23 protein-coding genes are annotated in these 25841 nt (G+C 45.8%); 15 read left to right on the forward strand and 8 right to left on the reverse strand.

Annotation, left to right across the window (positions count from 1 at the left end):
* Nucleotides 1–15: 15 nt before the first annotated feature.
* Nucleotides 16–1242, forward strand: coding sequence for a dipeptidase (locus tag AC0VYA_RS04465; protein ID WP_475490201.1), 1227 nt, complete (start codon nt 16–18; stop codon nt 1240–1242).
* A 93-nt stretch (nt 1243–1335) separates the two neighbouring features.
* Here AC0VYA_RS04465 and AC0VYA_RS04470 read toward each other — a convergent pair whose 3' ends face one another.
* Nucleotides 1336–1878, reverse strand: a complete 543-nt coding sequence (locus AC0VYA_RS04470) for an acyloxyacyl hydrolase (protein WP_011573828.1) — start codon at nt 1876–1878, stop codon at nt 1336–1338.
* Between the two features lie 328 nt (nt 1879–2206).
* Here AC0VYA_RS04470 and AC0VYA_RS04475 point away from each other — a divergent pair, with 328 nt between their 5' ends.
* Nucleotides 2207–2722, forward strand: a complete 516-nt coding sequence (locus tag AC0VYA_RS04475; RefSeq protein ID WP_475490202.1) for a hypothetical protein — start codon at nt 2207–2209, stop codon at nt 2720–2722.
* 158 nt (nt 2723–2880) lie between these two features.
* Here the strand turns inward: AC0VYA_RS04475 and AC0VYA_RS04480 are convergent, their stop codons facing one another.
* A complete protein-coding gene (locus tag AC0VYA_RS04480; RefSeq protein ID WP_011573830.1) occupies nt 2881–3282 on the reverse strand; it encodes a rhodanese-like domain-containing protein in 402 nt (133 codons plus the stop codon).
* Between the two features lie 7 nt (nt 3283–3289).
* Nucleotides 3290–4075 (reverse strand): sulfite exporter TauE/SafE family protein, encoded by a 786-nt coding sequence (locus AC0VYA_RS04485; protein WP_475490203.1) that lies wholly within the window; start codon nt 4073–4075, stop codon nt 3290–3292.
* Nucleotides 4076–4161: 86 nt separating this feature from the next.
* Here AC0VYA_RS04485 and AC0VYA_RS04490 point away from each other — a divergent pair, with 86 nt between their 5' ends.
* Nucleotides 4162–5028, forward strand: coding sequence for an MBL fold metallo-hydrolase (locus AC0VYA_RS04490; RefSeq protein ID WP_475490204.1), 867 nt, complete (start codon nt 4162–4164; stop codon nt 5026–5028).
* 10 nt (nt 5029–5038) lie between these two features.
* Here the strand turns inward: AC0VYA_RS04490 and AC0VYA_RS04495 are convergent, their stop codons facing one another.
* A complete protein-coding gene (locus tag AC0VYA_RS04495) occupies nt 5039–6658 on the reverse strand; it encodes a response regulator (RefSeq protein WP_475490205.1) in 1620 nt (539 codons plus the stop codon).
* 267 nt (nt 6659–6925) lie between these two features.
* Between AC0VYA_RS04495 and AC0VYA_RS04500 the strand changes: the two genes are divergently transcribed.
* The 7 genes from AC0VYA_RS04500 to AC0VYA_RS04530 all read left to right on the forward strand — a co-directional run bounded on the left by AC0VYA_RS04500 (nt 6926) and on the right by AC0VYA_RS04530 (nt 15194).
* Nucleotides 6926–8416, forward strand: a complete 1491-nt coding sequence (locus AC0VYA_RS04500; RefSeq protein WP_011573834.1) for a CoA-acylating methylmalonate-semialdehyde dehydrogenase — start codon at nt 6926–6928, stop codon at nt 8414–8416.
* A gap of 11 nt (nt 8417–8427) precedes the next feature.
* Complete coding sequence (locus tag AC0VYA_RS04505; RefSeq protein WP_475490206.1) at nt 8428–9585, forward strand: acyl-CoA dehydrogenase family protein; 1158 nt, start codon at nt 8428–8430, stop codon at nt 9583–9585.
* Nucleotides 9586–9678: 93 nt separating this feature from the next.
* Nucleotides 9679–10809, forward strand: coding sequence for an enoyl-CoA hydratase/isomerase family protein (locus AC0VYA_RS04510; RefSeq protein ID WP_475490207.1), 1131 nt, complete (start codon nt 9679–9681; stop codon nt 10807–10809).
* Between the two features lie 2 nt (nt 10810–10811).
* Entirely contained in the window at nt 10812–11732 is a 921-nt protein-coding gene (gene mmsB / locus AC0VYA_RS04515) for a 3-hydroxyisobutyrate dehydrogenase (protein WP_475490208.1), read from the forward strand.
* Between the two features lie 59 nt (nt 11733–11791).
* The gene (locus AC0VYA_RS04520) at nt 11792–12553 is read left to right on the forward strand and encodes an SDR family oxidoreductase (RefSeq protein WP_011573838.1); all 762 of its coding nucleotides are present in this window, start codon (nt 11792–11794) and stop codon (nt 12551–12553) included.
* 349 nt (nt 12554–12902) lie between these two features.
* Nucleotides 12903–14459 carry a choice-of-anchor L domain-containing protein gene (locus AC0VYA_RS04525; protein WP_475490209.1) on the forward strand — a complete coding sequence of 519 codons (1557 nt, stop codon included), beginning with the start codon at nt 12903–12905 and terminating at the stop codon, nt 14457–14459.
* A gap of 135 nt (nt 14460–14594) precedes the next feature.
* Nucleotides 14595–15194: a peptidoglycan-binding domain-containing protein gene (locus AC0VYA_RS04530; protein WP_475490210.1), complete on the forward strand. Its 600-nt coding sequence runs from the start codon at nt 14595–14597 to the stop codon at nt 15192–15194.
* Here the strand turns inward: AC0VYA_RS04530 and AC0VYA_RS04535 are convergent, their stop codons facing one another.
* Nucleotides 15195–15512 carry a hypothetical protein gene (locus tag AC0VYA_RS04535; RefSeq protein WP_473478644.1) on the reverse strand — a complete coding sequence of 106 codons (318 nt, stop codon included), beginning with the start codon at nt 15510–15512 and terminating at the stop codon, nt 15195–15197.
* 5 nt (nt 15513–15517) lie between these two features.
* Nucleotides 15518–16294, reverse strand: coding sequence for a class II glutamine amidotransferase (locus AC0VYA_RS04540; protein WP_475490211.1), 777 nt, complete (start codon nt 16292–16294; stop codon nt 15518–15520).
* A gap of 161 nt (nt 16295–16455) precedes the next feature.
* Here AC0VYA_RS04540 and AC0VYA_RS04545 point away from each other — a divergent pair, with 161 nt between their 5' ends.
* The 4 genes from AC0VYA_RS04545 to AC0VYA_RS04560 all read left to right on the forward strand — a co-directional run bounded on the left by AC0VYA_RS04545 (nt 16456) and on the right by AC0VYA_RS04560 (nt 21864).
* Nucleotides 16456–16920: a hypothetical protein gene (locus AC0VYA_RS04545; RefSeq protein WP_475490212.1), complete on the forward strand. Its 465-nt coding sequence runs from the start codon at nt 16456–16458 to the stop codon at nt 16918–16920.
* A 280-nt stretch (nt 16921–17200) separates the two neighbouring features.
* Complete coding sequence (locus AC0VYA_RS04550) at nt 17201–19540, forward strand: efflux RND transporter permease subunit (protein ID WP_475490213.1); 2340 nt, start codon at nt 17201–17203, stop codon at nt 19538–19540.
* Entirely contained in the window at nt 19540–20412 is an 873-nt protein-coding gene (locus AC0VYA_RS04555; RefSeq protein ID WP_475490214.1) for an outer membrane lipoprotein-sorting protein, read from the forward strand. Before AC0VYA_RS04550 ends, AC0VYA_RS04555 begins: the two co-directional genes overlap by 1 nt.
* Nucleotides 20413–21864: a DUF1302 domain-containing protein gene (locus tag AC0VYA_RS04560; RefSeq protein WP_475490215.1), complete on the forward strand. Its 1452-nt coding sequence runs from the start codon at nt 20413–20415 to the stop codon at nt 21862–21864.
* A gap of 10 nt (nt 21865–21874) precedes the next feature.
* On the opposite strand, the gene AC0VYA_RS04565 is transcribed toward AC0VYA_RS04560, so the two are convergent.
* A complete protein-coding gene (locus AC0VYA_RS04565) occupies nt 21875–24610 on the reverse strand; it encodes a protein kinase domain-containing protein (RefSeq protein WP_475490216.1) in 2736 nt (911 codons plus the stop codon).
* Between the two features lie 123 nt (nt 24611–24733).
* On the opposite strand from AC0VYA_RS04565, the gene AC0VYA_RS04570 reads away from it, so the two are divergent.
* Nucleotides 24734–25297, forward strand: coding sequence for an ECF-type sigma factor (locus AC0VYA_RS04570; RefSeq protein WP_475490217.1), 564 nt, complete (start codon nt 24734–24736; stop codon nt 25295–25297).
* Between the two features lie 85 nt (nt 25298–25382).
* Here the strand turns inward: AC0VYA_RS04570 and AC0VYA_RS04575 are convergent, their stop codons facing one another.
* Nucleotides 25383–25718 (reverse strand): DUF3718 domain-containing protein, encoded by a 336-nt coding sequence (locus AC0VYA_RS04575; RefSeq protein WP_011573849.1) that lies wholly within the window; start codon nt 25716–25718, stop codon nt 25383–25385.
* Nucleotides 25719–25841 lie beyond the last annotated feature (123 nt).

A 25841-nucleotide genomic window follows, 5' to 3' on the forward strand; every position in this document is an offset into this window, starting at 1 on the left:
AATATGAGTAAACATATGTATAAATTTAATAAAAAGGTGCTTTCCATTACTCTTGGTTTATTGTGCTGTCAGGCAGCAAATGCCGCTGTATCAATAGAAGATGCAACGGCTATTCAGCGCAGCTTAATCACTTTGGATACCCACCTGGATACACCGGCAAATCTGGTTGTGCCTGGCTTTAATATTCTTGAACGGCATTCCTATGGGCATGATTATTCTCAAGTGGATGTGCCGCGTATGAAAGAAGGCGCATTGGATGGCGGCTTTTGGGCTGTGTATTCTCCCCAAGGTGAGCTGACCAAAGGGGGCTATGAGCAAAGTCGTGATACCGCCTTACTGCGTGCTTTGGCGATTCGTTCTATGGTGTCGGCAAACCCACAAGTGTTTGAATTTGCCACTGAATCTGCTGATGCCGCAAAAATAAAGAAGAACAGCAAGCATATTGTGTACATGAGCATGGAAAATACCTACCCGCTAGGGACGGATATTAGCTTGCTTGAAACATTCTATAAGTTTGGTTTGCGTATGGCAGGCCCAGTGCATTTCAAAAACAATCAGTTTGGTGATAGCTCCACCGATCCCGGTGGCACACAGTGGGATGGGTTATCGCCTTTAGGCGAAGAGCTGGTAGCAGAGGCTAATCGTTTAGGGATTGTGCTTGATGGCTCCCATGCTCATGATGAAACGGTAAAAGACATGATCCGCTTGTCAAAGACACCGATTATTTTGTCGCACACTGGCAGTAAAGCGATTTACGATCATCCGCGTAACGTTGACGATGCTTTACTTAAACAGCTAGCTGAGTCCGGCGGTGTTATTCAGATGAATGCGTACAGTGAGTATCTTGAAAAATTGCCTGACGATCCACAGCGTAAAGAAGCCTATAAAGGGCTGATGAAGTTGGTTAAAGAGGGAAATGAGCGCAGTGTTTTACTCGAGAAACGACGAGAAATCGATCATGAGCATCCCGCTGTTAAAGCATCGTTTGAAGTGTATATGGAACACTTTCTTCATGCATTAAACGTTGTTGGGCCTAAGCATGTTGGTATTGGCGCAGACTGGGATGGCGGCGGTGGTGTTGATGACATGATGGATGTGGTTAATCTACCTAAGATCACAAAACGTCTACTTGATGAAGGCTATAGTAAGAGCGACTTAGCAGATATTTGGGGCGGCAATGCCCTTAGAGTGTTACAACAAGCTCATGATTATGCTGAAAGTGTAAAAAATGATAGCAAATAGCACGTGCTAGGGTAACTCAGTAATACGCTCGCCCACTTTAGCTAAGCTTTTGGGCGAGCCGTTTGCGATGTGTTGACGCTGTAAAGGTAACAACTAAAAGTACACCGCGTATGACACGTTAAGAAAGTCCACGCCTGGGTTATGATCGTTCAACCCGCCATTCGAATAGTGCATGTAGCGTAATGCCACTGAGTGATTCATGTTCTCACCAAAATCGGTCACTAAGCCCAAGCGGTCTTCAAACTGATAGTGAGAGCCAATATCTTTACCTGCAAACCGGGTGTCTTCTACTAACGAAACACCGATACCGAACTCCCATCTTAGGGGATATTTGTTGGCGATGGTCGCGAACTGCTTAGAAATGACCGGTGATATCGCCACAGCGTAGTTTGTTTCATGGCGGTTCTGCTCCCCCACTTCCCAGAAGTTCATACTGACTTCCCAGTAAATGTCTAAATTTCCCAACCATTTAATTTGTGTTAACTGTGTTGCATAAGGGCGATAGGCTAATCGTATGCCTTGAATGTCATCTGAGCCTAAAAGGTAATCAACCGCGATACCTTGCTTTGCGGCGTGAGCAGAAGGGGTAACAAAGTAGCTGCCGAGTAAGGCGATAATAATAAGAAGTGTACGCATGTGTGTGTCTCTAGCTAAGTTAATGTGTGACTACTAGATAGGGACGAAAAATCAAAAAAATTAGTTTTATTTCTGCAATAAATCGACTTTACCGTTCGGTAATGTCGAATTATTATTGTTTTTAATAGCCTATTTAAAGAATGTATACATTAATTCAGTATTTTGATTATATTTATTTACTTGTTAAACAGACCATTAACCTAGTGTCTAACTGCATAGGGTAAATATTCATGGGTTGGTTCATGATTGAAATAAAATAATGGGTCTTGCGAAATTACCTATTGAAAATGGTTTTAAATGAAACGAAGCACAATATCGGGAGAAACGCGTGAAGCAGCTCAGTAGTAGCGAGCAAGAAAAGGTCGGGCTTGAACATCAGGCGGCTAAAATTTTTATGCGGTGTTATGAACGTGAAAGCGGCCATGAAATCAGGCATCTTCGGCATAATAAGCCTAGAAAACCTGATGTGTCATGTAAGTTAGACGGTAAACGCTTAGATCTCGAAATTGCGCATTTATACGGAACTGAGCTAGAAGCAAAACAGATTTTAGGACGTCACCTTGATGACAAAACATGCGCCGAGCTTAGGCAGCTAACAGCACATACCGAGCCTGAGGCGCGTTTGGTTAAAGCGTTGAACAGAATATTGCTTAATAAGTCAGGCAAGTATTACCGCTCTGAACGTGTTTGGCTGGTTATCCGTAATGCGCACCCGGCTTGGGATCGTGAGCAAATTGAAGCGTTGCAGCATGAAATTGATGTGCCCCCAGCACACCCCTTTGAACAAATATGGATGGTGGGGGACTGGGAAGGAAAAAGCGGTATCGTCAAGTTATACCCTTAACGCAAGCGCAAGCACTCACCGTTAAAACTGCTTATTGCTGTTAGCCATTGCGCTAGCACTTGGTTTACGCTTTGATGCAAACGTGTTTTATTCAACACGCTGGTTATCTATCACTCTTATTAGTTAACACACTACAACGAATGGCATGTGCTTCGTACTTATTCTTGAGCAATAGCATAGCCAAGTTCACACCAGCGCTGGGTTCCCCCTGCGAGTGAGTAGATATGGGTGAACCCCATACGCGTCAGCGATTGTGCCGCCAGCGCGGAACGCCCTCCCGTGCGACAATATAGCAGTATATTGCGTTGGGCTAACCAGTCTAACGGCTCGATTTCGCCATGACCAATAGCCACCCCACTTAGCTTAGCCTCAAGTAGCCCACGAGGAATAATATGCGCACCCGGCAGCACACCCAACTGACATTCTTCATCCTCGCGCACATCAATCAGTACGGGATAAACGCTGGGATCTTTGGCGTATTCTTCGCACGTCACTTCTTTGATGGTTTGTCGCACTTGTTGGATATATTGGGAATAATCTAATACACGGTTTTGCATCATTGATACCTCAGTAAAGTAAGTTGATTAACAGCCAAATGGCAACAAGTACGATCAAAGTGGAAAATCCTCGTTTGAGTATTCGCTGGTCCAAATGAGATGAAATGCTTTGCCCAGCCAGCACACAAATAGAGCCGATACTGGCCATGGTGATAATGATGATGCCGTTTAGCTCAACACCGTGCCCACCTGCCGCGATGGTGGTAAAAGCGGTAAATGCGTTGATCACGATAAGCACTAAACTATTTGCGACTGCTTTTTGCATGTTTACACCGGTAAAAAACACCAAAGCGGGAACAATTAAAAAACCACCGCCCACACCGACCACACCTGTTATCAACCCCACAGAGGCTGCGGCGATGAGTAGATTGCGCTTGCTCGGTGGGGGCGCAGAAATAGACGTAGCCATTGAAGCGGTATGGGAAGATGAAGAATTGTCTGAGGCAGCGCGGACAGTCCCAGCAAACATTTTATAAGCAGCAATGCACATAATGGCCACCAACAACAGGGTTTGACTACCTTGAGGGAGCCATATGCCTAGACGCGCGCCCACTGCAGCAAAAGGCAAGCTAACAATGCCGAAGCTAACAAGGATCGATAAATCTAACTGTCGATTTCGATAGGCTTTGATACCGCCTACTGCTGAGATAAGGCCCACTATTAGCATCGAGCTGGTAATAGCGCTTTTTTCATCTAGCCCCAAAAATAAGGTCAGGGCAGGCACAGTTAAAATGGAGCCTCCCGCACCTAACAGCCCTAAACTTAGCCCGATTAACCCTGCGCTTAATAGCAACATCAGAAACATAAACTTGTACAAACTTTGATTAATATTGTATATTTACAATATACGATATTGTTGTGCAAATTAGCAAGAGGTAATTTATGACAGTTCAAGTAAATGGTTTTTATCATGATGCAACGGGCACAGTCAGTTATATAGTGTCAGACAGTGAACGCAAGCACGCAGTGATCATCGACAGCGTTTTAGACTTTGATCTCTTTTCAGGGGAAGTGTCCTCTACTTTTGCTGATAAGCAATTGGCATTTCTGCACGAAAATCAGCTAACGTTGGACTGGATATTAGACACCCATGCCCATGCAGATCACTTAAGTGCTGCCCATTATTTACACTCAAAAACAGGCGTTAAAACGTGTATAGGGGAAGGGATTAAGGCGGTGGAAGCACGCTTTGCTAAGACATTCAATTTTGCACCTGAGGAAGGTCATCGCTTTGACGCGTTCGACAAATTATTACAAGACGGTGAGTCATTGCAGTTTGGCTCAGCCACGCTGGTGTGCATGAGTACGCCAGGTCACACAAGTGACAGCCTTAGTTACATTATTGATGACAATGTCTTCGTCGGCGACACGCTATTTATGCCTGACGGTGGCACGGCAAGATGTGATTTCCCTGGGGGTGATGCAGGGTTGTTATGGGACAGCATAAACCGCCTTCATCACTTACCGGCACATTACAAAATTTGGGTATGTCATGATTACCAGCCCGACAACAGAGAGCTACAATATCAAACGACAGTGGCGCAAAGCCAAGCGGCGAATATTCATGTGAATAATCAAATAGATAAGGCGCAGTACGTGGCGCTTCGCAACAAACGAGATGCTACGCTGGCGGTGCCGAAACTGCTGTATCCCTCCCTGCAAGTCAACTTGCAAGCAGGGAAGTTACCTCAAAAGCAGAGTAACGGGCTGCGTTATATGTCTATTCCGCTGACGGATAAAACACAGTAGCCTAAAAGAATTAGCTAAAAATTTTCGGGGACTTTTCGACTTTTTTAGCGATATCTTCCAAACGTTTTTGATTGTTAGGGGCCATTTGGCGACGGGAAAGTTCAGATAAAAACTGCCGTGTATTAATCGTTTTATAAGCCCCTTGTTCAGCTTCAACTAAGCTTTGAAGCAGATTTAAACTAAAGGCCACCTCTCGAGGAAAGAGTAAATAAGCTTGGTAAAAATCCCGTGTGGCTTTTTGATAGTCCTGCTTTATGTAATGTTCTAAGCCTGTTTTGTTTAACTTCATTGCTTCAGGCCGGCGTTCGCCAATGCTCTCTTCACGTTTCACCACCTGCATGTTGGCAACGGTAGTCTCATTGCCATCGTCTAGTTGAGAAAGGCGCATCTTGCACAAGGCTAATATTTCTGAGGCTTTTTCATCGTTACCTACGCCTTTCCACGCGGAAATAGCATCTGTCATCTGCAGGACGTCGCTATCGGTCATGTCATCCATGCCCTCACGATTGAGAAGCTCTGAGGCTTTCTCTATATTTCCCGCCATGACAGCTGCTGCCGCATACAAAAAATCTTTTTTAATGATTAATTTTTGATCCAAGTTTTTACGTCCAGCCGAGCCAATCAAAAATTTTGCGACTTGCAGGGTTTTCTCTCGCTCATTGGCTTTTTTACCCTCAGCTTCTTGCAAATAACATCGGGCTAAATCTAGAGATAGCTCATCGTAACGTTCTCGGATGCCACGATTCGACTCTCGCTTTTTCTCAAGTAATTGAATCGCTTCGTCATTGCGCTCTTGGGCTTGATATATATAAGCTTTGAGGCGAGCAGCAGAGACCGACATCTCACCTTCGCGAATTGCGTTGATGTGATCTTCTGCTTGAGCATATTGGTTGGCGTCGATACAAATTCGCGCTAGCCACTCCCGGGCTTTATCACTGGTGAGCTGAGTCCCCGTGAGTGCCAAAAGCATGTCTTCACTTTGCTTTATTTGACCATCTAAATACAGGCTCTGAATCAGTCCCCACTTGGCCCAAATGATTTTGTTTGAGCCGCGAAGTACATCGTTATACACGCTTGCGGCTTCTTTGAAGCGCTTTACTTTTATTAGTAAACGCGCCTGCAGCTTAACCATTTGACTGCGCATGCGAGGACGGCTGTTGCGCTCAAGCATGTAATTTAACTTATCTAACGCGTGAGCGAATTCGTCTTCGTCCATGAGTTTGAAAACGGGCATTAAATAGTGGTGAAAATTCAAACATGCGGAAATGTTTTTTTCGATACTGCGAATGGTATACGGTTTGATGACAAGTGCGTCAGGGTGCACATCGACGATTTGACCCACTATCATAGGTAAGCGATCTGAGGTGATAAAAATAATACTGGTAGAGCTTTTTAATAATCCCAGCTCTTGTAATTCTTGTACCACTTCTACGCCATTTTTGTTTTGGCCTAAATGATAATCCATCATTAACAAATCGATGCGACGCAGGCGTGCGTGGGCTTTTAGCTCCCGACCGTTGCTAAAACAGCCGATTTCGCTAAAGCCCATTTCCATTAAATGATTGCGCAGGTTGATACGAGCCATGCCATTGTCTTCAACAATAGCGACTTTGATATCACTTAGTGACATGAAGGGCCTTTCGGGTTTTAAAATCTTTTTTCATCATAATCAGTAGCATAGCAAGGAAAAAGAATACGTGTAGTTATTTGCTTAAGGGAAACATTAGAGGCCTAGTTTGCTGAAATACCATAGCTATGTATACAGAAGTTGTCAGTTAATAGAATAAATTATTGAACTGACGTTAACGTAAAGGTAAATTGTTTGGTAATCTTGATAACACTTTGTTAACAGTTTTGGTTTGCCGTTAAAATCAAAGCGCTTTAAATAGGGCTACTTATGCAACACGTTCCTTTACTTATCAACGGTGAGTTTATTTCATCCCAATCGCAGCAATTTATCGACGTTACCAATCCTGCGAATAATTCTGTCATCGCCAAGGCGCCCATTGCCACTGACGCTGAACTAGAAGCCGCGGTGGCCAGTGCCAAAGAAGCCTTTTTAACGTGGCGAGAAGTACCTGTGCCTGAGCGTGCTCGCGTGATGATGCGCTACCAGCAATTGTTAAAAGAGCATCATGATGAAATTGCCACGTTACTGAGCAGTGAAACCGGCAAGACCTTTGATGATGCAAAAGGTGACGTGTGGCGGGGGATTGAAGTCGTTGAGCAAGCCATGAACGCGCCCTCAATGATGATGGGGGAGACCGCGGAAAATGTGGCTCGTGGTATAGACACCTACAGCTATATTCAACCGCTGGGTGTGTGCCTAGGGATCACGCCATTTAACTTCCCTGCGATGATCCCGTTGTGGATGTTCCCGATGGCTGTTGCTTGTGGCAATACATTTATACTTAAACCGTCAGAGCAAGACCCGCTTACGCCCACACGCTTGGCTGAATTGTTTATTGAAGCTGGCGCGCCCAAAGGGGTATTAAATGTTGTTCACGGTGGTAAAGATCAAGTCAATAAATTGCTTAACCATGATGATGTGCGCGCAGTGTCATTCGTGGGCTCAGTCCCTGTAGGCCAACATGTATATAAAACAGCAACCGATAATATGAAACGGGCACAGTGTTTTGCGGGTGCTAAAAATCATTCTGTGATCATGCCTGATGCCAACGTAAAGCAAGTACTAAACAACCTAGTCGGGGCTTCAGTTGGCGCTGCCGGTCAGCGTTGTATGGCGATTTCTGTGGCTGTATTTGTTGGCGCATCAAGTCAGTGGATTGACGAACTCGCCCAGATGATTGGGCAAGTCAAACCAGGCTTATGGGATGACAAAGATGCGGCTTACGGCCCACTTATTAGCCCGCAAGCAAAAGCCCGCGTGTTATCACTTATTCAGCAAGGTAAGGATGAAGGTGCGAAATGTTTATTGGATGGTAGCGATTTCACATTACCTGGCTACGAAGAGGGTAATTGGGTTGGGCCCACTGTTTTTAGCGATGTGACTACGGACATGGAAATATATAAACAGGAAATTTTTGGCCCTGTTTTATGTTGCATGGTAGTGGATACACTCGAAGAAGCGATCGCGCTGGTTAATCGCAATCCCTTTGGTAACGGCACATCAATTTTCACCGCTAGCGGCGCTGCAGCGCGCAAATACCAGCACGAAATAGAAGTTGGCCAAGTGGGTATCAACGTACCTATTCCTGTTCCTTTACCGTTTTTCTCGTTTACCGGTTGGAAGAATTCTTTCTATGGGGACTTACACGCCTACGGTAAGCAGGCAGTACGTTTTTACACTGAGACCAAAACTGTGACAGCCCGTTGGTTTGAGAACGATATTCCCAGTGGACCAAACATGACTATCGAATTAAAGTAAAGGAGCCCATTATGAACTTTGATTTAAGCGAAGATCAGCAAGCGTTTGCGGATACAGCTCGTCAATTTGCAGAGCAAGCCCTAGCCCCTAATGCAGCTAAGTGGGACAAAGAGCATCATTTCCCGAAAGACGTTATTCAACAAGCAGGGGAGTTAGGTTTTTGCGGCCTATACACCAGTGAAGAAGACGGTGGTTTGGGGTTAAGTCGTTTGGACTCATCAATCATTTTCGAACAGTTATCCATGGGGTGCACTGCCACCACGGCCATGATGACTATTCACAATATGGCGACCTGGATGATCGCAAAATGGGGCAAACCAGCATTAAAAGCCAAGTGGTGCCCCGATTTGGTCACAGGTAAATTACTGGCGTCATATTGCTTAACAGAGCCAGGTTCTGGCTCAGATGCCGCAGCACTTCGAACCAGTGCCAAGTTGGACGGCGATGATTATGTGCTTAACGGCTCGAAAATGTTTATCTCAGGCGCGGGGGAAACAGATGTGTTAGTCGTGATGGCTCGCACCGGCGGGGAGGGTCCTAAAGGTATATCTGCGTTTTTAGTCCCAGCCGATGCACAAGGTATCACTTATGGTAAAGCGGAAGAAAAAATGGGCTGGAATGCGCAGCCCACGCGCTTAATTACGTTTGATAATGTGCGCGTCAGTCACATCAATTTGCTTGGGGATGAAGGCCAAGGCTTTAGCTTTGCTATGCAAGGTTTAGATGGTGGCCGAGTCAACATTGCGACATGCTCCATTGGTACTGCTCAGCAGGCTCTGAATACCGCTACCGCTTACATGAAAGAGCGTACGCAATTCGGTAAGCCACTCGCTGCCTTTCAAGCATTGCAATTTAAGCTCGCTGATATGGCGACCGAATTGGTCGCGGCCCGTCAGATGGTGCGCCTAGCTGCGTTTAAATTGGACAACAAAGACCCTGAGCGCAGTGCTTATTGTGCCATGGCAAAACGTTTTGCCACCGATATTGGCTTTGAAGTGTGTAATCAAGCCCTGCAAATTCATGGTGGCTACGGCTACATTCAAGAATACCCATTAGAGCGTCATGTACGTGATGTGCGGGTACATCAAATTCTGGAAGGAACTAATGAGATTATGCGCATGATTGTGGGTCGACGACTTTTGGCGGACGATGCCGGGTGCATACTGTAGAGCGAGTATAAACATCCTGAGCTATCGGGATTTTTTGCATATCAGAGTCTGTACTTTAAGGCTTGCATTTGCATCTTACAAAAGGAGTAGACTGTGTCTGACAGCGTTATATTTCAAGAGCTTACTACCAACAGCGGCATGAAAATAGGGCATGCTACGCTTAATCGGCCTAGCGCCCACAATGCGCTAAACATGGACATGATTCAGCTACTGATGCCGCAACTGCTAGCGTGGCAACAAGACGAAAATATCTGCATGGTGCTTTTAGATGGCAGCGGCGAGAAAGCGTTGTGTGCCGGTGGTGACGTAGTGGCCATGCACAACGCCATGGCAAGCCAGCCTAAAAGTATGCCTGAATCTTTGCAGGCCTTTTTCACCCAAGAATATCAACTTGATTACTTGATCCATACCTACACTAAACCGTTCGCTGTATGGGGAGCGGGGATCGTGATGGGGGGCGGTATGGGTTTGATGAATGGTGGCAGTCATCGCATTGTGACCGATACGTCGCGCCTTGCCATGCCCGAAATCAGCATTGGGCTATACCCAGATGTGGGCGGCAGTTGGTTCTTAAATAATATGCCACCAGGCTGCGGCCTATTTTTAGGCATGACAGGTGCCAGTATGAATGCCACTGATGCCTTGTACGTCAATATGGCTGACTACTTTATGCCAAATGATTTAAAACCCCAATGGCTTGAGAGTTTGAAGCACGTGCCGTGGGGCAATAATAGCGCAGCCAACAGCGATCAGTTAAGTGTGTTATGTGCCAAACAGCATCACCAACATCAGGCATTGCTGCCAGAAGCAAAGGTACAGCCTTTACAAAGCACACTTGATGAACTTGCTATGAAAACCAGCGCCGCTGACGTGGCAGATCAGATCATGGGGCTTGATGCACAAGGCGATAAGTGGCTAAGTAAAGCACAAAAGACCTTGCAAACGGGCTCGCCTATTAGCGCCAGTTTAGTTTTCAAGCAGCTTCAACATGGGCAAAGCCTGACCTTAGCCCAATGTTTCGAAATGGAATTAACCATGTCATGCCGCTGTGGTGAGTTTGGGGAATTCCAAGAAGGGGTTAGGGCATTACTGGTGGATAAAGACCATCAGCCAAAGTGGCGTTACACAAGCATTGACCAGGTGCCGAATGAGACCATGGTGTGGTTTTTTGATAGTCCATGGCAAGCAAATGCGCACCCTCTTCAAGATTTAGCCAAGGAGTAATCATGTCATTATCAAATTACAGTATCGCCTTTATTGGTTTGGGTAATATGGGCGGGCCTATGGCGAGCAATTTACTTAAAGCTCACGCCAAGGTCTGTGTTTTTGACTTAGTACCCCAAGCGGTTGCGGAATTAGAAAGCCAAGGTGCACGAGCAGCGCAGAGCGCCGAGGATGCCGTGAAAGGTGCAGATATCGTTATTTCCATGCTGCCCACGGGTAAACACGTGCAAAGTTTATATTTAGGAGACAGCGAGCGCGGCACTGCAGGTTTGATTGGCGTGCTTGGGCAAAATACGTTAGTGATTGACTCCAGTACTATTGACGCAGCAACCTCTATTTTGGTTGCCAAAACGCTGGCTGAAAGGGGGATCGTGTTTGCTGATGCGCCTGTGTCCGGTGGAACAGCGGGTGCTGCTGCGGGCACGCTCACCTTTATTGTGGGCGGTGAGAAAACCGCTTATGAGAAGGCTTTACCTGTACTGAGTGCTATGGGTAAGAACATTTTTCATGCAGGACAAAATGGCGCAGGGCAAATTGCAAAAATCTGCAATAACATGTTGTTGTCGGTATTGATGGTGGGCACGTCAGAAGCCTTACAAATGGCCATTGATAACGGTTTAGATCCAAAAGTCATGTCGGATATTATGCTACAAAGCTCAGGGCGAAACTGGACACTAGAGCTATATAACCCATGTCCAGATGTGATGCCAAACGTACCGTCATCAAATGATTATAAAGGTGGTTTTATGGTGGATTTGATGCGTAAAGATTTAGGCCTAGCGTTGGACACTGCCCTTAAAAGTCATTCCAGCACGCCCATGGGCGCGATGGCGCAAAACCTATACAACATGCACAGCATGCAGGGCAGCGGGCAACGTGATTTCTCAAGTATTTTCGAGTTATTTTCAGCACCCAATAAATAGCATGTGGAGATCCACTGGTAAGCTAGATTCAAATTGATCAACATTAGGATAGTAGAATTATGCAATTAGAAGGTTCAGTTATTGCCATTACCGGCGCTGCTCAAGGGTTAGGTCGTGCGATGGCACAAGAAGTCGCGCAACAAGGTGCTAGTGTCGCCCTGATTGATATGCAAGAGGCCGCGTTGCAGCAGGCAGCCAAGGAGCTGCGAAGCCTTGGCGTTAAAGTTGAATATTACGTGGTTAACGTTACAAATGAGGCCGAAGTAGAAGTCGCGTTTGCTGACATCGGCATGGACTTTGGTCAGCTAAATGGTTTGATTAACAGCGCCGGTATCATGCGCGATGGCATGCTGCTTAAGGTGAAAGAGGGCAAGGTTGTCAGCAAGATGTCCAAAGAACAGTTTCAATCAGTACTCGATGTTAACGTAACAGGCACCTTTTTGTGCGGGCGTGAAGCGGCGAAGCAAATGATTGAGAGCAAAAGCGATGGGGTGATCATTAACGTTTCGTCAGTGTCTCGTGCCGGTAACATGGGACAAACCAACTATTCAGCGTCGAAAGCGGCGGTGGCTACCATGACAGTCTCATGGGCGAAGGAGCTAGCGCGCTTTGGTATTCGTACAGGGTGTATCGCACCTGGTTTAGTTGAAACCGCCATGGCGGCACAGATGCGCCCTGAGATGCGCCAAGCATTTTTAAATACCGTCCCGATGCGCCGCTTAGCGGAAGTAGAGGAACTTGCGCATACGGCGAGGTACATTTTTGAAAACGATTACTTCACTGGGCGCACCATTGAGCTAGATGGCGGTACTCGCGTGTAACCACGGGTTATTCTACCTGCAACAAACACGTATCTAAGCATATTAGGTACGTGTCTTTACACTTTGTATTGATTTATATGTGCTTGGTGACTATTTTAGGTTGAATCCTGCGTTTGCCTATTTTTCAATCCCTATCATTATGATTTATATAAATAAATCACACTCCCTTATTTTAAGCTTATAATTTGTCAGTTTTCTTTACTATTTAACTGTAGGTAAGTTTTGTTTCCTTTTTTGTTATTTAAAATCAACGGGTTATATTTCACTGTTTTGGTTTGATTCTTGCTCAAGCGTTTTCCTAGGAAATATTATTTTTTGACGTTAATACGAAATTTATAGGAAATAAGAAATGTTCGTAAGTAAAAAGTTGTCTTTATCATTCTGTGCGGTGTCACTAGCACTTAGCTCGTCAGTTGTTCACGGTATCGAAATCACATCCACGGACGATGCCTCTGTTCTTTCAGATACATTAATCATTCCTAATAGCGGCGTCACTGTTACCAGTGCGGTATTAAGCGGTGGCATGAACGATGTTGATTTCAGTACCCAAGCGGGAACATACACTAATCACTCTGGTACTTACGGGTTGCCTAGTGCTGGCGGTGTGGTGTTTAGTACCGGTAATGTTAATGACTATGAAGATGGGCCAAATAATAACTCAGGCGGTGAAGGCAATGGCGAGCTCCCTGGCAACGACGATGGTCCTGGAGACGGCGAGGGCGGCGGGGATTGCAAAGGTGGTTGCGTAGAAAAGCAAAGTTTTTCTCAATTTTCAGCTAGCTCAGGACCGTCTTTTTCAACTCAAAGTGAAGGGCAAACATCGACTGTAGAACCAAGCAGCACTGATTTAGGCCCAGAAAGTGGCACCAATACACAAGATCAAGATGTACCTGATGCTCTCGATTTTGGACAGACCAATTCTGCCACTGATGAGCAAAATGCGCTTTTAACCCAGATAACAGGACAGGCTGAACATTTCGACCCCATCGAACTTAGCATTACCTTCGATGTAGACGACAGTGTTTCAGTAATCTCATTTGTCGGTGCCTTTGGCTCTGAAGAGTTCCCTGACTGGGTTAATTCTGAATTTGTCGATGGCTTTGGCATGTTCCTCAATGGTGTAAATTTAGCCCGTGCTGAAGTGACAGATGGTTCAACCGATGGTGCGCCGGCGCTGATCAATATTAATCACCCTGATTTTGCCCCAGTCGAAGGAACAGAGTTAAACGGCATGCTAGCGCCTAATGGTATTCCGATTTTGCAGTTTGATATCCCTGTTGAACCAGGCAGTACAGGCAACACCTTTACTCTTCTATTGGCGGATGCGTCGGATGCGGCACTAGATACCACTATATTTCTAAGCAGCTTTGGTAACTTTGACTCAGAGGGAGGGGAATCTGAATTCACCCCTATTATGCCTGATGAAACTAGCGATAATGGAGACTTCGTATTCACATTACCTGAAGTCGATGCAGGGGAAACGATCTGGTTCGATCCTGATGTTGCCACTGGTTATACCTATACAGCAACAGACGGTGGCATGTTTGCTAGCGTAACCGCCCCGACCTTGCTCAGCGTGAATGACAGTGATGGGTATTTACTCAGTTATTTAGTCAATGGAGTTGAACAAGTGGTGGCGTTAACCAGTGGTCAAACGTTTGAATTTGACATGCCAGTGCCTGAATTCACGATCTCTAGTATTAACGTTGAACTCGCCTTAGATCCGACTGATCCGTTAGCGTTCGTTACCGGTGTGGCATTTAGTGAAGGCGGTCAGTTTGGTGTGGTGCAATCACCTATCACACAATTTGTTGATGACAGTGTCGCGGTTTCAGCACCGGGTACATTGGCAATCTTTGCCTTATCACTGATTGGTTTATGTGGTTTGCGTCGAAAGAGGTTTTAATTACTTTTTAAGAGATTAATACCAACTTCATTAAATAATTTGCCATTTAGTAAAAATTTATCGAAATTGGTATAAAGTCACCCAGTTCGATGTATTGAACTGGGTTTTTTGGTTTTATAGGGTAAGTAGTAAAGCATGAACAGTTTTAAAGCGATTGCACTGGCAATGTTACTAAGCACACACGTTGGCGTTGCTAGTGCAGCAGATGAAGACGGCAAATTTGCGGTTAAAGGTGCAGGAAAGCGCTTATGTAGTAACTTTTTATTAGCGTCAGCGCAAAAGAGCACTGATTATTATTTGTATGGCGGATGGCTTGAGGGTTATATCAGTGCCTATAACCGATTTCAGCCCCAGAACTATGATGCAACGCCGTGGCAAACAACAGAGCTACTGCTAGCGCTGTTGCAACAAGATTGTGAAAACGCTAAAGACACGCACTTTTTAACCGTTACCAATGGCTTGCTTAAAGCATTGTTTCCTATTCGTTTGTCTGCTGAATCTGCACTGGTCGCGATAGATGTGAATGACGCTAAAAGCTATTTTTACGTAGAAATTCTCAAACGCGCGAAACAAAGATTAATCAAAATGGACTATTTAAACGCGTTGGGAAGCGATGATTTCGATCAGGAGACATTAGATGCCTTTAAGCACTTTCAAAGTGATCGTGGTTTGGCCCAAACCGGCGTGCCAGATCAGAATACTCTGATGAATTTGTTTTTGAAAAAGTCTGGTTAATCAGACCAGTTTTACTGGATTGAGCAAGCGCACTCTTATGTCGTCCTGCTCAATCATAGTAAACACCCTAGGGCGAATTTCATCCTTCCACCACTGGTTATAGGTTTTCTTATATAAGGCCTGACGAGCTTGTTCGTCGTCAAACTCTCTTAACCACACAAACCATTCATCACCGTTTTCATCTTTATAAATATAAGTTTGCAGGACGCGCATACCTTGAGATATTTGATAAGGCAGCAATTCTGCGTTCATCCATGCCAGCCAAGCTTGTTTCATATTCGGCTTTATTTTGTATTCACGTAACTCTACGATAGCCATTTCACTTAACCTGCTTTTTTTAGTGGCTCACCAAAACGAAAAATCTGCCCTTCGCCGGGCTGCATTTTATGCCAATCTTCGTTTCCCGTGAGTGGCTCGGTGGCAATAACGGTCACAATGTCATTCGGTGTGGTTTCTTTAGCGAAGTCGATATCTACATCAATATCTGATAAGTGTGCCTTGCCAAAAGGAGCGCGGCGGGTGATCCATTGCAATTTCGTCGAGCAAAATGCAAGTAAGTACTCACCATCTGTGATTAGCATATTAAATACGCCGAGCTTATTCAGTTTTTTGGCTTCACGCTGCAGAAAATTGAATGCGGATATGCGTTTACTTGGGCGCTTAGGGAAGCGATTATCTAATGCACTCATCAAATAGCAAAAAGCCCGCTCGCTATCGGTGGTACCTACTGGGGTAAACCTGTCGATAGGTAAATCAGCGTAACCACTTAACTGCCCATTGTGGGCGTAGGTCCAGTTTCTGCCCCATAGCTCTCGGCTAAACGGATGCGTGTTTTCCATGCCGATACGGCCACGATTGGCCTGGCGCACGTGGGCAATAACGGCCGTGCTTTTAATCGGATAGTCAGAAACTAAGCGTGCTATTTCAGATTCGTAACTAGGCAGGCGATCCTTAAAAATACACACCCCTTTTTGTTCGTAGAATGCCACGCCCCAACCGTCTCTGTGGGGGCCGACGCGGCCGCCTCTTTCCCGAAGACCCTTGAAACTAAAGCAAATGTCAGTTGGAACATTCGCAGACATGCCTAATAACTCACACATATTTCATCCTGTGTTTTGCTGATAAACAGATTATAACCCGATTGACGCGCAAACAGGACCTACTGAATAAAGCGCCTCGTGCAGAAATAACAAACGATGTGGCGGTTCCCTTCTAAAAATTGCGCTTATAGGAAGTGAGACTTAACAAACAGGAGTGTGATATGTGCTCAAGAGCGTTTCACCAGCCAATAGCGTTTTGCATTAAAGCCTTGTTTTTTTCGGCTTGGCTGATTAGTTGGCCAGCGATAGCGATTCAGGCCGGCCCTGAGAATATTGTACGTGATGCCTCACTGAATAAATCAGACCCTAAGTCTGATGCAACAGCATTACTTTACTCATCTGCAAATGCAATGGACAACCAATTAACGTCAATTTCATTACCTGCCAAAGCGCGCCCCAGACAAGCCATAAGCAGCAAACAGTCTGCTAAGCGACTATTGAGCGATAAACAACATGAAGTGATGCGCTTGGCGCTGATGGATGTGCCCAAAATAGCTTTCGTTAGTTGTCTTTTTCTAAGCTTCGCATGTCTGTTTCGTCGGCTAGCTCGACGTACTGCGCGTCAACTACAGTGCTCTGTTGGACAGAGGTTTCGCGCTGTAAAAAGCGCAAAACTAAGTGGCTAGATAACACCGTTTACAGTGCACTTAATAAATTAATTTATCGAAAATGGAAATAAATTGGCGGATTTGTAGTGGGAATTTCGCTGATAAGAAAAGCGACAAGATAAAGAGAGCAGAAGCCCTGCTTCTATCTTGATGAGAATGGAAGATGTGACGTCTTGGGATCCGCTGTTAATGACTGGTTAAGCCATTGTAGCTGGGTCGCAAAGTTCTTCAATTGGCAGCTAGCTTGGGCAGTGAACAGTTTGTCGCGTGTTTCCCAGCTAAAACAAGGACAGCAATCATGACCATGAAAATAGCCAGAAAAACCTATAAAGAACGTTATTTTACCTTCGTTATCCATAACCCAAAATGGATCCTACTGATCGCCACGCTGCTGATTGTCGCCATGGGAGTTGGGCTTAAACATGTTCACAAAGACCCCTCTGTGGATGCGTTTGTTCCTAACGATCATCCTGCTGCGCTTGCCAGAGATAGAGCAAGTGAACTGTTTGGCATTGAAGATCCCATCGTACTGGGCATTGTGGCTAACGATAACCAATCTGCCTTTAGCGCCGATATTATTCAAGCGTTAGGCTTGATCCAACAGGACGTACGCGGGCTAGATAATGTTAAAAAAAATGCTCTGATCAGTATTTTGACCGAGAATGCTATCTATGGGGATGAGTGGGATTTGCTCGTAGAGCCAATTCTACCGACGGGGGAGGTGACACATAACAAAGCGGTGATAGCGTTAGAGAGGTTGCGCAGCATGCCTATGATGGACGGCCTGCTTGCATCCAAAAACGGTGACACACTGACCTTAATCATACCGGTTCAAGACGCCAACCACGCGACGCAAACCTACCAACAGGTGCTGGCAATTGGCCAAACGCACCGGCCTGAGAATGCAGAGGTGCACGTGACCGGTGTGGCATCAATGAATGGGCGTTTGGCGCAGATGGTCAATCAAGATACGCGCATATTCATTCCTATGGCGATTATCACTGCACTGTTGGTGATTTTTATTGCTTTGCGTGAATGGCGTGGATTACCCGGCCCATTATTAGTTATTGCTGGTTCGGCGGCGATGACGGTGGGCTTGATGGGGTGGTTGGATGCCAGATATTACTTAATCACCACGGCGTTGCCTGTGATCATTATGGCGATATCAATAGCTGATAGTTTGCATGTATCTACTATCTTCATGGAAAAATGCCGTGTTGAGCCAAGTAAAAGCAAGGCCGACTTGTTATTGGCCACGCTCAGTCAAACTTTCTTGCCCGTTACTCTGACTACGGTAACGACCGTTGCCGGGTTTGTGGGTCTGGCTATAGGCTCGTCAATGCAGCCCATTGCCGAATTTGGCTGGTTTGCAGCATCCGGGGTGATCGCCGCTTGGATCTTGAGTTTAAGTGCCTTGCCTGCGGTTATTTTACTGATTGGGCTGGGCAGCAAAAAACAGCCACAATATGTACAAGACAGCCCAGTGGATGCGTTGGTTTATCGCCTAACGCAAAACGCGTTTAATCACCCTTGGACAACCTCTTCCAGCTTAATACTGGTACTGTGCGTCTTTATTTATTTTGCCACGCAAGCGCGATTCGATTATGAGCGCCAACGTTATTTTCAAGCGGATGAAGAGGTCCGTTTGGCTGACGTGACCTTAAATACCCATTTGCAAGGGCTCAATTTTTTAGATGTGGTGGTGTCAGGTAAACAAGCTGGCGATTTAATGACACCAGATGCGATGCATGCCATAGCGATATTGCAGCAACGTATTAATAAGCTACCACTCGTGGTTAAAAGCACCTCCATCAGCGATTACATGGGGTTAATGCATCGGGCATTGACTAACGCACCTGTTGGTGAGTTACCTAGCGCTGAGCATGCGCCGGCACAGTACATGTTTTTATATGAGGCGGCAGGAGATCCAGGTGATTTCAAAGAGGAAATTGACTTTACCTATCAGCACGCCCTTATTCGCGCACAACTAACGACAGATCGATTTAGTCAGGTGAGTCCTGTGGTGTCTGAATTTGAGAGAATTGCTGAAATTTGGTCTCAGGAATATGATCTAGAGGCCAACGTGAGCGGACGAGTGGCGGTTAATTCAGGGTGGATGAAGCTACTCGGAGCTTCTCATTTTGCCGGACTCGGTTTGGCTATTGCCTTTGTTTTTTGTGCTTCGTTTCTCGCCTTTCGCTCATTTTGGGCCGCATTATTGAGCTTGGTTCCGATACTTACAGGGGTTCTGTTTACCTATGCAATGATGGGGCTTTTAAAGATAGATATAGCCCCTGCTACCTCCATGACGGCGGCCATTTCAACTGGCTTGGGGGGCGACTTTGCTATTCATCTTATCTCTGGTGTTCGCCAGTCACTACAAAAAGGCTCGAGCCCTCGTGCCGCTTTTAGCGGACATTATGTGGTCATTGCCAGAGCGTGCGTATTTTCAGCTGTGGCCCTGGCGTTTGCGTTGGGGGTTATCTGCTTAAGTTCAGCACCGCCATTGCAGTGGTTTGGTGCACTCGTGGCGTCTGCGTCTATTGGTAGCTTAGCAGGGGCAATTATTGTTATTCCGGCGTGTTACGCCCTGTGTGCACCCACGCCATTTGTTATCGATGTAAGAGGGAGTGTGTAATGAAACTCTTTAACGCAAAAAAATTGCCAACCGTGAGCCCAAAAGAAGACCGTATGAGCCGTATTTTCATGTGTCTTTGGGGATGCTGTTTACTCGTTATGCATGCGGTTTCAGCACAGGCCGATACCCAGTTGAGCGCCTTAGAATTAGCGAATAATGTGGTCGCCAGAGCGGCGAATGACGGTCGCGCGGGGAATATGCACTTTACCTTGCATAATGATGCTGGGGGGGTACGAAAACGCTCAGCGTTATTTGTTCATTCTATTGATCAAGGCGATACCAAAATAGGAATATATTTTACCGCACCAGCGGCGCTGCAAAACACCGGTTTTTTAAGTTATGACAAGGTATCGGGCAGTGATGAAAATTGGCTGTATTTACCAGCGACAGATCGCGTGCGTAAGTTACCCGCGTCAAGCAAAGGTAACTATTTTATGGGAACGGACCTGACCTACGGAGATATTAAAGATAACTTCAAATTTACCCTAACAGATTGGGACTTCACTGTGGGCGAGAAGCAGGTGATTGAGCAAAAGGAGTATTACGTCTTAAAAGGGACAACGAAAACGACCGCCAAAAAAGTAGAACTCGGGTACAGCAGTTTTATAGCGCTAATCGACCCTGAGACCTATTTCCCCTTGAAAATTGATTACACAGATACCGACGGATTGCCCCTAAAAACCATATCGGTAAAACGATTAGAGCGCATAGCCGATGCATGGGTGGCAACCAACTTCACTGTGATGAATGCGCAACTCGCGCATAGAACGGACGTTGTGCTAAGTGATGTGAAACACATTCCAGACTTACCTGAAAGTATTTTGAGCGCTGATGAGCTCAGTTACGGCGTGCCCAATATCGCAGGGTTGTAGATGGCTGGATATGGTGGCAGCGAAACGCTGTTAAAGAATGAAGGGAATAACATGAACAGTCATTCGTTTGTTTATAAGCGTCAGATCCCGCGAAAAGGATTGATTAATGCAGCCGTATGCTTGTTGCTCGCAGTTGCTGGGATGTTTGCTCTTCAAGTCAAAGCAGAAGTGACGTTGCAGTCAAGCCAGGTTTCTTTGGAATATCGCGGGGCGATTAATTTAAGAGACAGTGAGTTGGATCTGTCTAGAGTGAGTTTATCGTCCAAGCATAAGTTGAAGTTGAGCCCGCAATGGAGCGCTCAGATAGACACCCTGTCTCAAGTCGCTTTTGAAGAAACTGGTCTGGGAAGCACAGACAATTACGCTTCGTTTAATCGCCCCATTGTCGATAATTCAGAGACGCGTGTGGAGCTAACTCGGGCATTTTTAATGTGGCGTAAACGTGCCACCAGTTTCGTTATCGGCAAGCAAGTTACGCCTTGGGGCGTACTGGATGGCGTGCAAGTGACGGATCGATTCGATCCCGTGCGCCGTCGTGACTTTGTTTTCACTGATACTCGCCCAGAACGGATCGCACGGTGGGGTGTACGTTGGCGTAGTAAATTTGATGGCCGGCGAGTAGATACCTCTTTTGCATTCGATGGAACGAGCACGCAACAGGCAAAAGTTGGTGATACCTTTTTTTTAACCTCTACCCGCTTTACTGGTGGATTATCAATTGCTGATTTAGGTCTTTTGGGTCAAGAAAGCCATAGCCGTTTAGAGCAAGTCTTGATGATAAACACATCAAAACGAGAACATATAATCGCTCATAGTACCCTAGGAGTGAAAGTCGGCCATGCACTGGGCGAGGGGGATATGTCATTTATGTTATATCGAGGCCCTGATACCGACCCTGTCCTTAGGCTCGCCACGGCAATTACTGCAAATGCACCGATAAACGTCAGCTTCGATTACTTGCGCCGCACTGTGATGGGCGCCACCTATGATATTACTCAAGATACGCTAGTGTGGCGAATGGAGCTGGCTTACATTCCTGACCAGCCGTTAAATGTGCTTGCTGAAGTGCCATTAGGGCAAGCTCGCAGCAAGCGGCTGCTGATAGGGGGGGGACTTGACTGGAGCGCTCCTAACAACTGGTTTGTAAATGCCCAGTTAGTCGTGGACTATCTGGACAAAAAGCAATTTGAATTGCTGCGTCCAAGTACGGATACCTTGGTCACATTGCGCGCCCAGCGCAGTTTTTACAACGCTAGGCTGCTATTTAAAATGGAACTTATGGGGAGTGTTAACCAAGGTGATGGCGCACTAAGACCGAGTATTTCTTATGATTACAGTGACAACTTGAAACTACAAACCGGAATTGATTGGGCGTTTGGAGATCCCAATGGTCAGTTCGGGCAATTCAAAGACGCTTCACGGTGGTGGGCATCGGTTAAGTATACCTTTTAAATGCGGATAATTAGGGAGATCGCGGGTCTAGTGCGATAAGCTGGGCACGTATGTTTGAAGCTTGTTTTACGTTTCCCGAGTCTTCGTATTCGTTGAGTAAGGAGGCCAACACCCATGGCAGGTCAGTCGCTACCATGGATGGATGGGCTTGATTCAATCTCAATGCACCGCGCAAGTGTTCAATGCTGTCGGCATTTTGCTCTAGCTTTATATACGCCTTGGCCAACCCTAAGTGGGCATTATATGCTTCGACGTATTTGACCTGCTGGTGATCAATTTCAAATTGTTTATTTTGCATTTGCTCCTTTTCGATACTGCGTTGGCGACTGTTCAAAATTTGTTGATAATGCGTGATAGCTTTTTGGTATTGTTGCTCAGCGACGAGTGCATCGGCCAATATCTGGGTGCCAAACAGTACCTTCAGGTTATCTTCTGCCCATACGGCTTTGGCTTTAACTAAGGTTTGCTGGGCTAAGGGTAATGCTAAAGCGGCGCGATCTGTTTTTATATATAGCTGTGCTAAGGCAAAGCGCGTCGAATAGTTGAGGGCGTGATGGCTACCGGTACGGTGCGTTAAAGCCAGTAGAATATCATTGAACAGAGCCTCCGCTTGAGCGAATTCGCCTAACCCGAGCTGAATACGGCCCATACTCAGCTTGGCGTCTAGGGTGTCTTGGTGTTGCTCACCTAGTACATGTAGCGCGCGCTCTAAGCGTTTTTTTGTAGGAATGAACCCCGCTTCAAACTGCCCCAAGCGCTCCAGTACATACCCAACACCAGCCAAATTATACAAAGCCAATCCATGGTTCTCGTTCCATTCTTTTAAGCATGCTTCTAACCCTTGGGTAAAATATTCTTCGGCTTTTTGATAGTCACCCAACGCATAGTAGTCAGCCCCAAGACTGGTGATGGCAAGGATAGTGACAATGTTGGACGGGCCTAAAGCGCGTAAGCTTTTGTCGTAAATTTCATTGTGCAGCTTAATTGCCAGAAATGAATTGCCTGTATCATTGTAAAGGCCGGCAAGATTAGACATGACGCCCAATGTTTTTTCATCATTTTCACCAAAGATACGCTTGGCGACATCTATTGATTCTTCCAAAATTGGCCGCTGCAAATTAAATTTATCAGCGCGATTATAAGAATTAGCTAAGGCCCTGAGCACTCGATAGAATCCTGCGTCATCCCCTTGATGCTTTCTGTGCAGTGCTAAGGCTTTTTCTAAGTGCTCAATTGCTGGTTGGATGACGCCCAATCGATAGTATATATCGCCAATGGTGCGCCGTACCGCAGCCTGTACCATAGGTTGTGCTAAAAGTGTGTGGTCGTCACTCTCATTAAGTTCTTCACTGGCTTTATCTAATATTTCCCTCACTGTGATAACTTCACCTTGGGCTTTATCAGGCTGAATAGAAAAAAACATGTTGTGCAAAAAGTCAGTGATAGCAACTGCTTTACCGCGCTCTTGCTCAGCGGTGTCACGCTCTTGAGCAATGCGTTGAGACTGGATGAAAATAGCGCTGCTTGTTGTGGTCATCGTAATCAAGAATAAAGCAGCCAGTGCGCTAGAAAGTCGATTGCGCCGCAGAAATTTTCTACTACGAACAAGCCAAGTGTTTCGGTGCGCCATGACGGGAAAATGGTTCAGGTAACAATCAAGGTCATTAGAAAACTGAGTAACGTTTTTATAGCGCAAGGATGCTCTGTTGTGCAGCGCTTTTAAAGTGATAGCGTCTAAATCTCCAGCGACGCCCTTTGCCTTTATCATGGTGTGCTGAGTATTGCTGGCACTTCCCTGCGGAGATTTATCATGTAGCAGCAATTTGCTTGGGGGTTCTGGCGTAAATTTTAGAATGGCGTCATGTAAACTGCCGGGTGCGTTCTCATAGGGGAGCTGTTGGGTCAGTAGCTTGTATAGGATCACACCCAGAGAATAAATGTCTGTGCTGGTGGACAGGGGATCGCCGCAAATTTGCTCTGGGCTTGAATAATGAAGGCTAAGCATGCGATCAGCATTGGCATCAACTGGATGTTGTTCGCTGGGCTGTTGTGGGTCGAGTAATCTAGAAATACCGAAATCGAGTAATTTAGGCTCCCCCTGTGAGGTAATGAGTATGTTTGATGGCTTTAAGTCACAATGCACCACCAAGTGCTGATGAGCATACTGCACTGCGTCGCAGACTTTTTGAAACAGTCTAAGGCGTTGATTAAGGCTCAGGTTATTTTCTTGGCAGTACTGGTCGATAGGTGTGCCTTCTATGAATTCCATTACCAGATAGGGCTGATTTGTAAGCGTGGTTCCGCCATCTAGCAAGCGCGCAATGTTTGGGTGTTCTAAGTTGGCTAAGATTTGTCGCTCGGTTTTAAAGCGTAATGCACGGTCAGCATTGGCAAGTGCATTTCGATTAATTTTTATTGCCACACGTTGGGTGTAGTGTTCATCAGCTCTTTCGGCCAGGTAGATATCGCCCATTCCTCCTTGTCCAATCATTTCAACTAAGCGATAACGGTCTACCAGATCACCGATCTTCTGTGGCGTCTGGTTAACAACGCAATGGGCTGCGTAATCTACGATGGCGTCAATTTCAGAGCTTTTCTCATGATGGGCTAATAAGGATATGATCTCTTGATAGAGGGATGAGGCATTTTTGCATTGCTGCTGAACGTACGCGCTGCGTTGCTCTGCGGGCAGAGAAATTGCGTGATGAAAGATGTCTTGTACTGTTTGCCATTCATTGTGGTTCATTTGCCTTAATCCTTTACGCAAAATGTATTAACGGCATGGTTCATACATATCAAGCGGTTAAAAAATAGTCTATTCCTGTGCTAGAATTATGCAACTCTATTCCATTATTCAATGTGTAAAGATATGAACAACGATCGCGATATCACGCAGCTACTTCGAGACTGGCAATCAGGAAGCGAACAGGCATTTACGGATTTAAGTCAGTTGGTTTACGCTGAATTGCACCGCAGAGCACAAAAGCACATGTCTTACGAACGCGCTGGGCATACATTGCAAGCTACAGCGTTAGTGAATGAAGTCTTTATCGATTTACTACACGCCCAATTAGACTTCGCCGATCGCGCCCATTTCTATCGACTAGCCAGTAATATGATGCGCCGTATTTTGGTTGATCACGCTCGGGCACACAGTAGTCAAAAACGTGGGGCAGGGGTGAGGCATGTCACTCTCGTTGATTATAAATATGCAGAGCAACCCGTTAGCCATGATGTTGTTGAATTAGACGCGGCGTTATCGGCTTTAGCAAAATTTGATAAACGAAAAGCTGAAATCTTAGAGTTGCAGTTTTTCGCTGGCTCAACAGTGAGTGACATCGCACAGTTTTATGCGGTGTCGCCGAGGACCATAGAGCGCGATGGGCAGTTCGGTAAGGCTTGGTTACATCGAGAGCTCAGCATCGCTGGGTAAACGCTACGCATTAAAAATCCGCTCAAGGCGGATTTTTTATTTGGCTTTCGGGGCGTTATCGCTCGGCCTCCTAGCGGCCAAACGATTAGTGTGCGTTTACACTGGCGATGACGTTTCGCTCTTCACTGTATTTACCGTTGGTTAGAAAGTTATTCATTTTTTCTGCTTTCTCGCCGTATTGCTCGACAAATGCCACCATATTTTGACCATTACAGGTCATTTTCTCAGTCACATAACGTTTGGTGACCTTGCTGGATTTCATGGCCTTATTCATTTTGATAACGCTACCTGTCGTCGCTGCAATACATAACTTAGTGCCAGCTTCGTTATCAGTAGGGACCAATTCTTGGTTTGCATGTGCAGCACCTAAAACAGCAAAAGAAAGTAGAGAAGCGGCAATCGTTTTAGTCAATGTTTTCATGGTGTATTTCCTTTAGTTAATCAGTATTCTAATAAGAGTTTGCAATGTGTCGTCTTGTTAATTTAGTGATTGCAACCCGAGTGCCAATTTTAAAATGCAATAAAAACAATGGGTTATGAGATT

The sequence above is a fragment of the Paraglaciecola sp. QJM3NY_14 genome, from assembly GCF_056173245.1.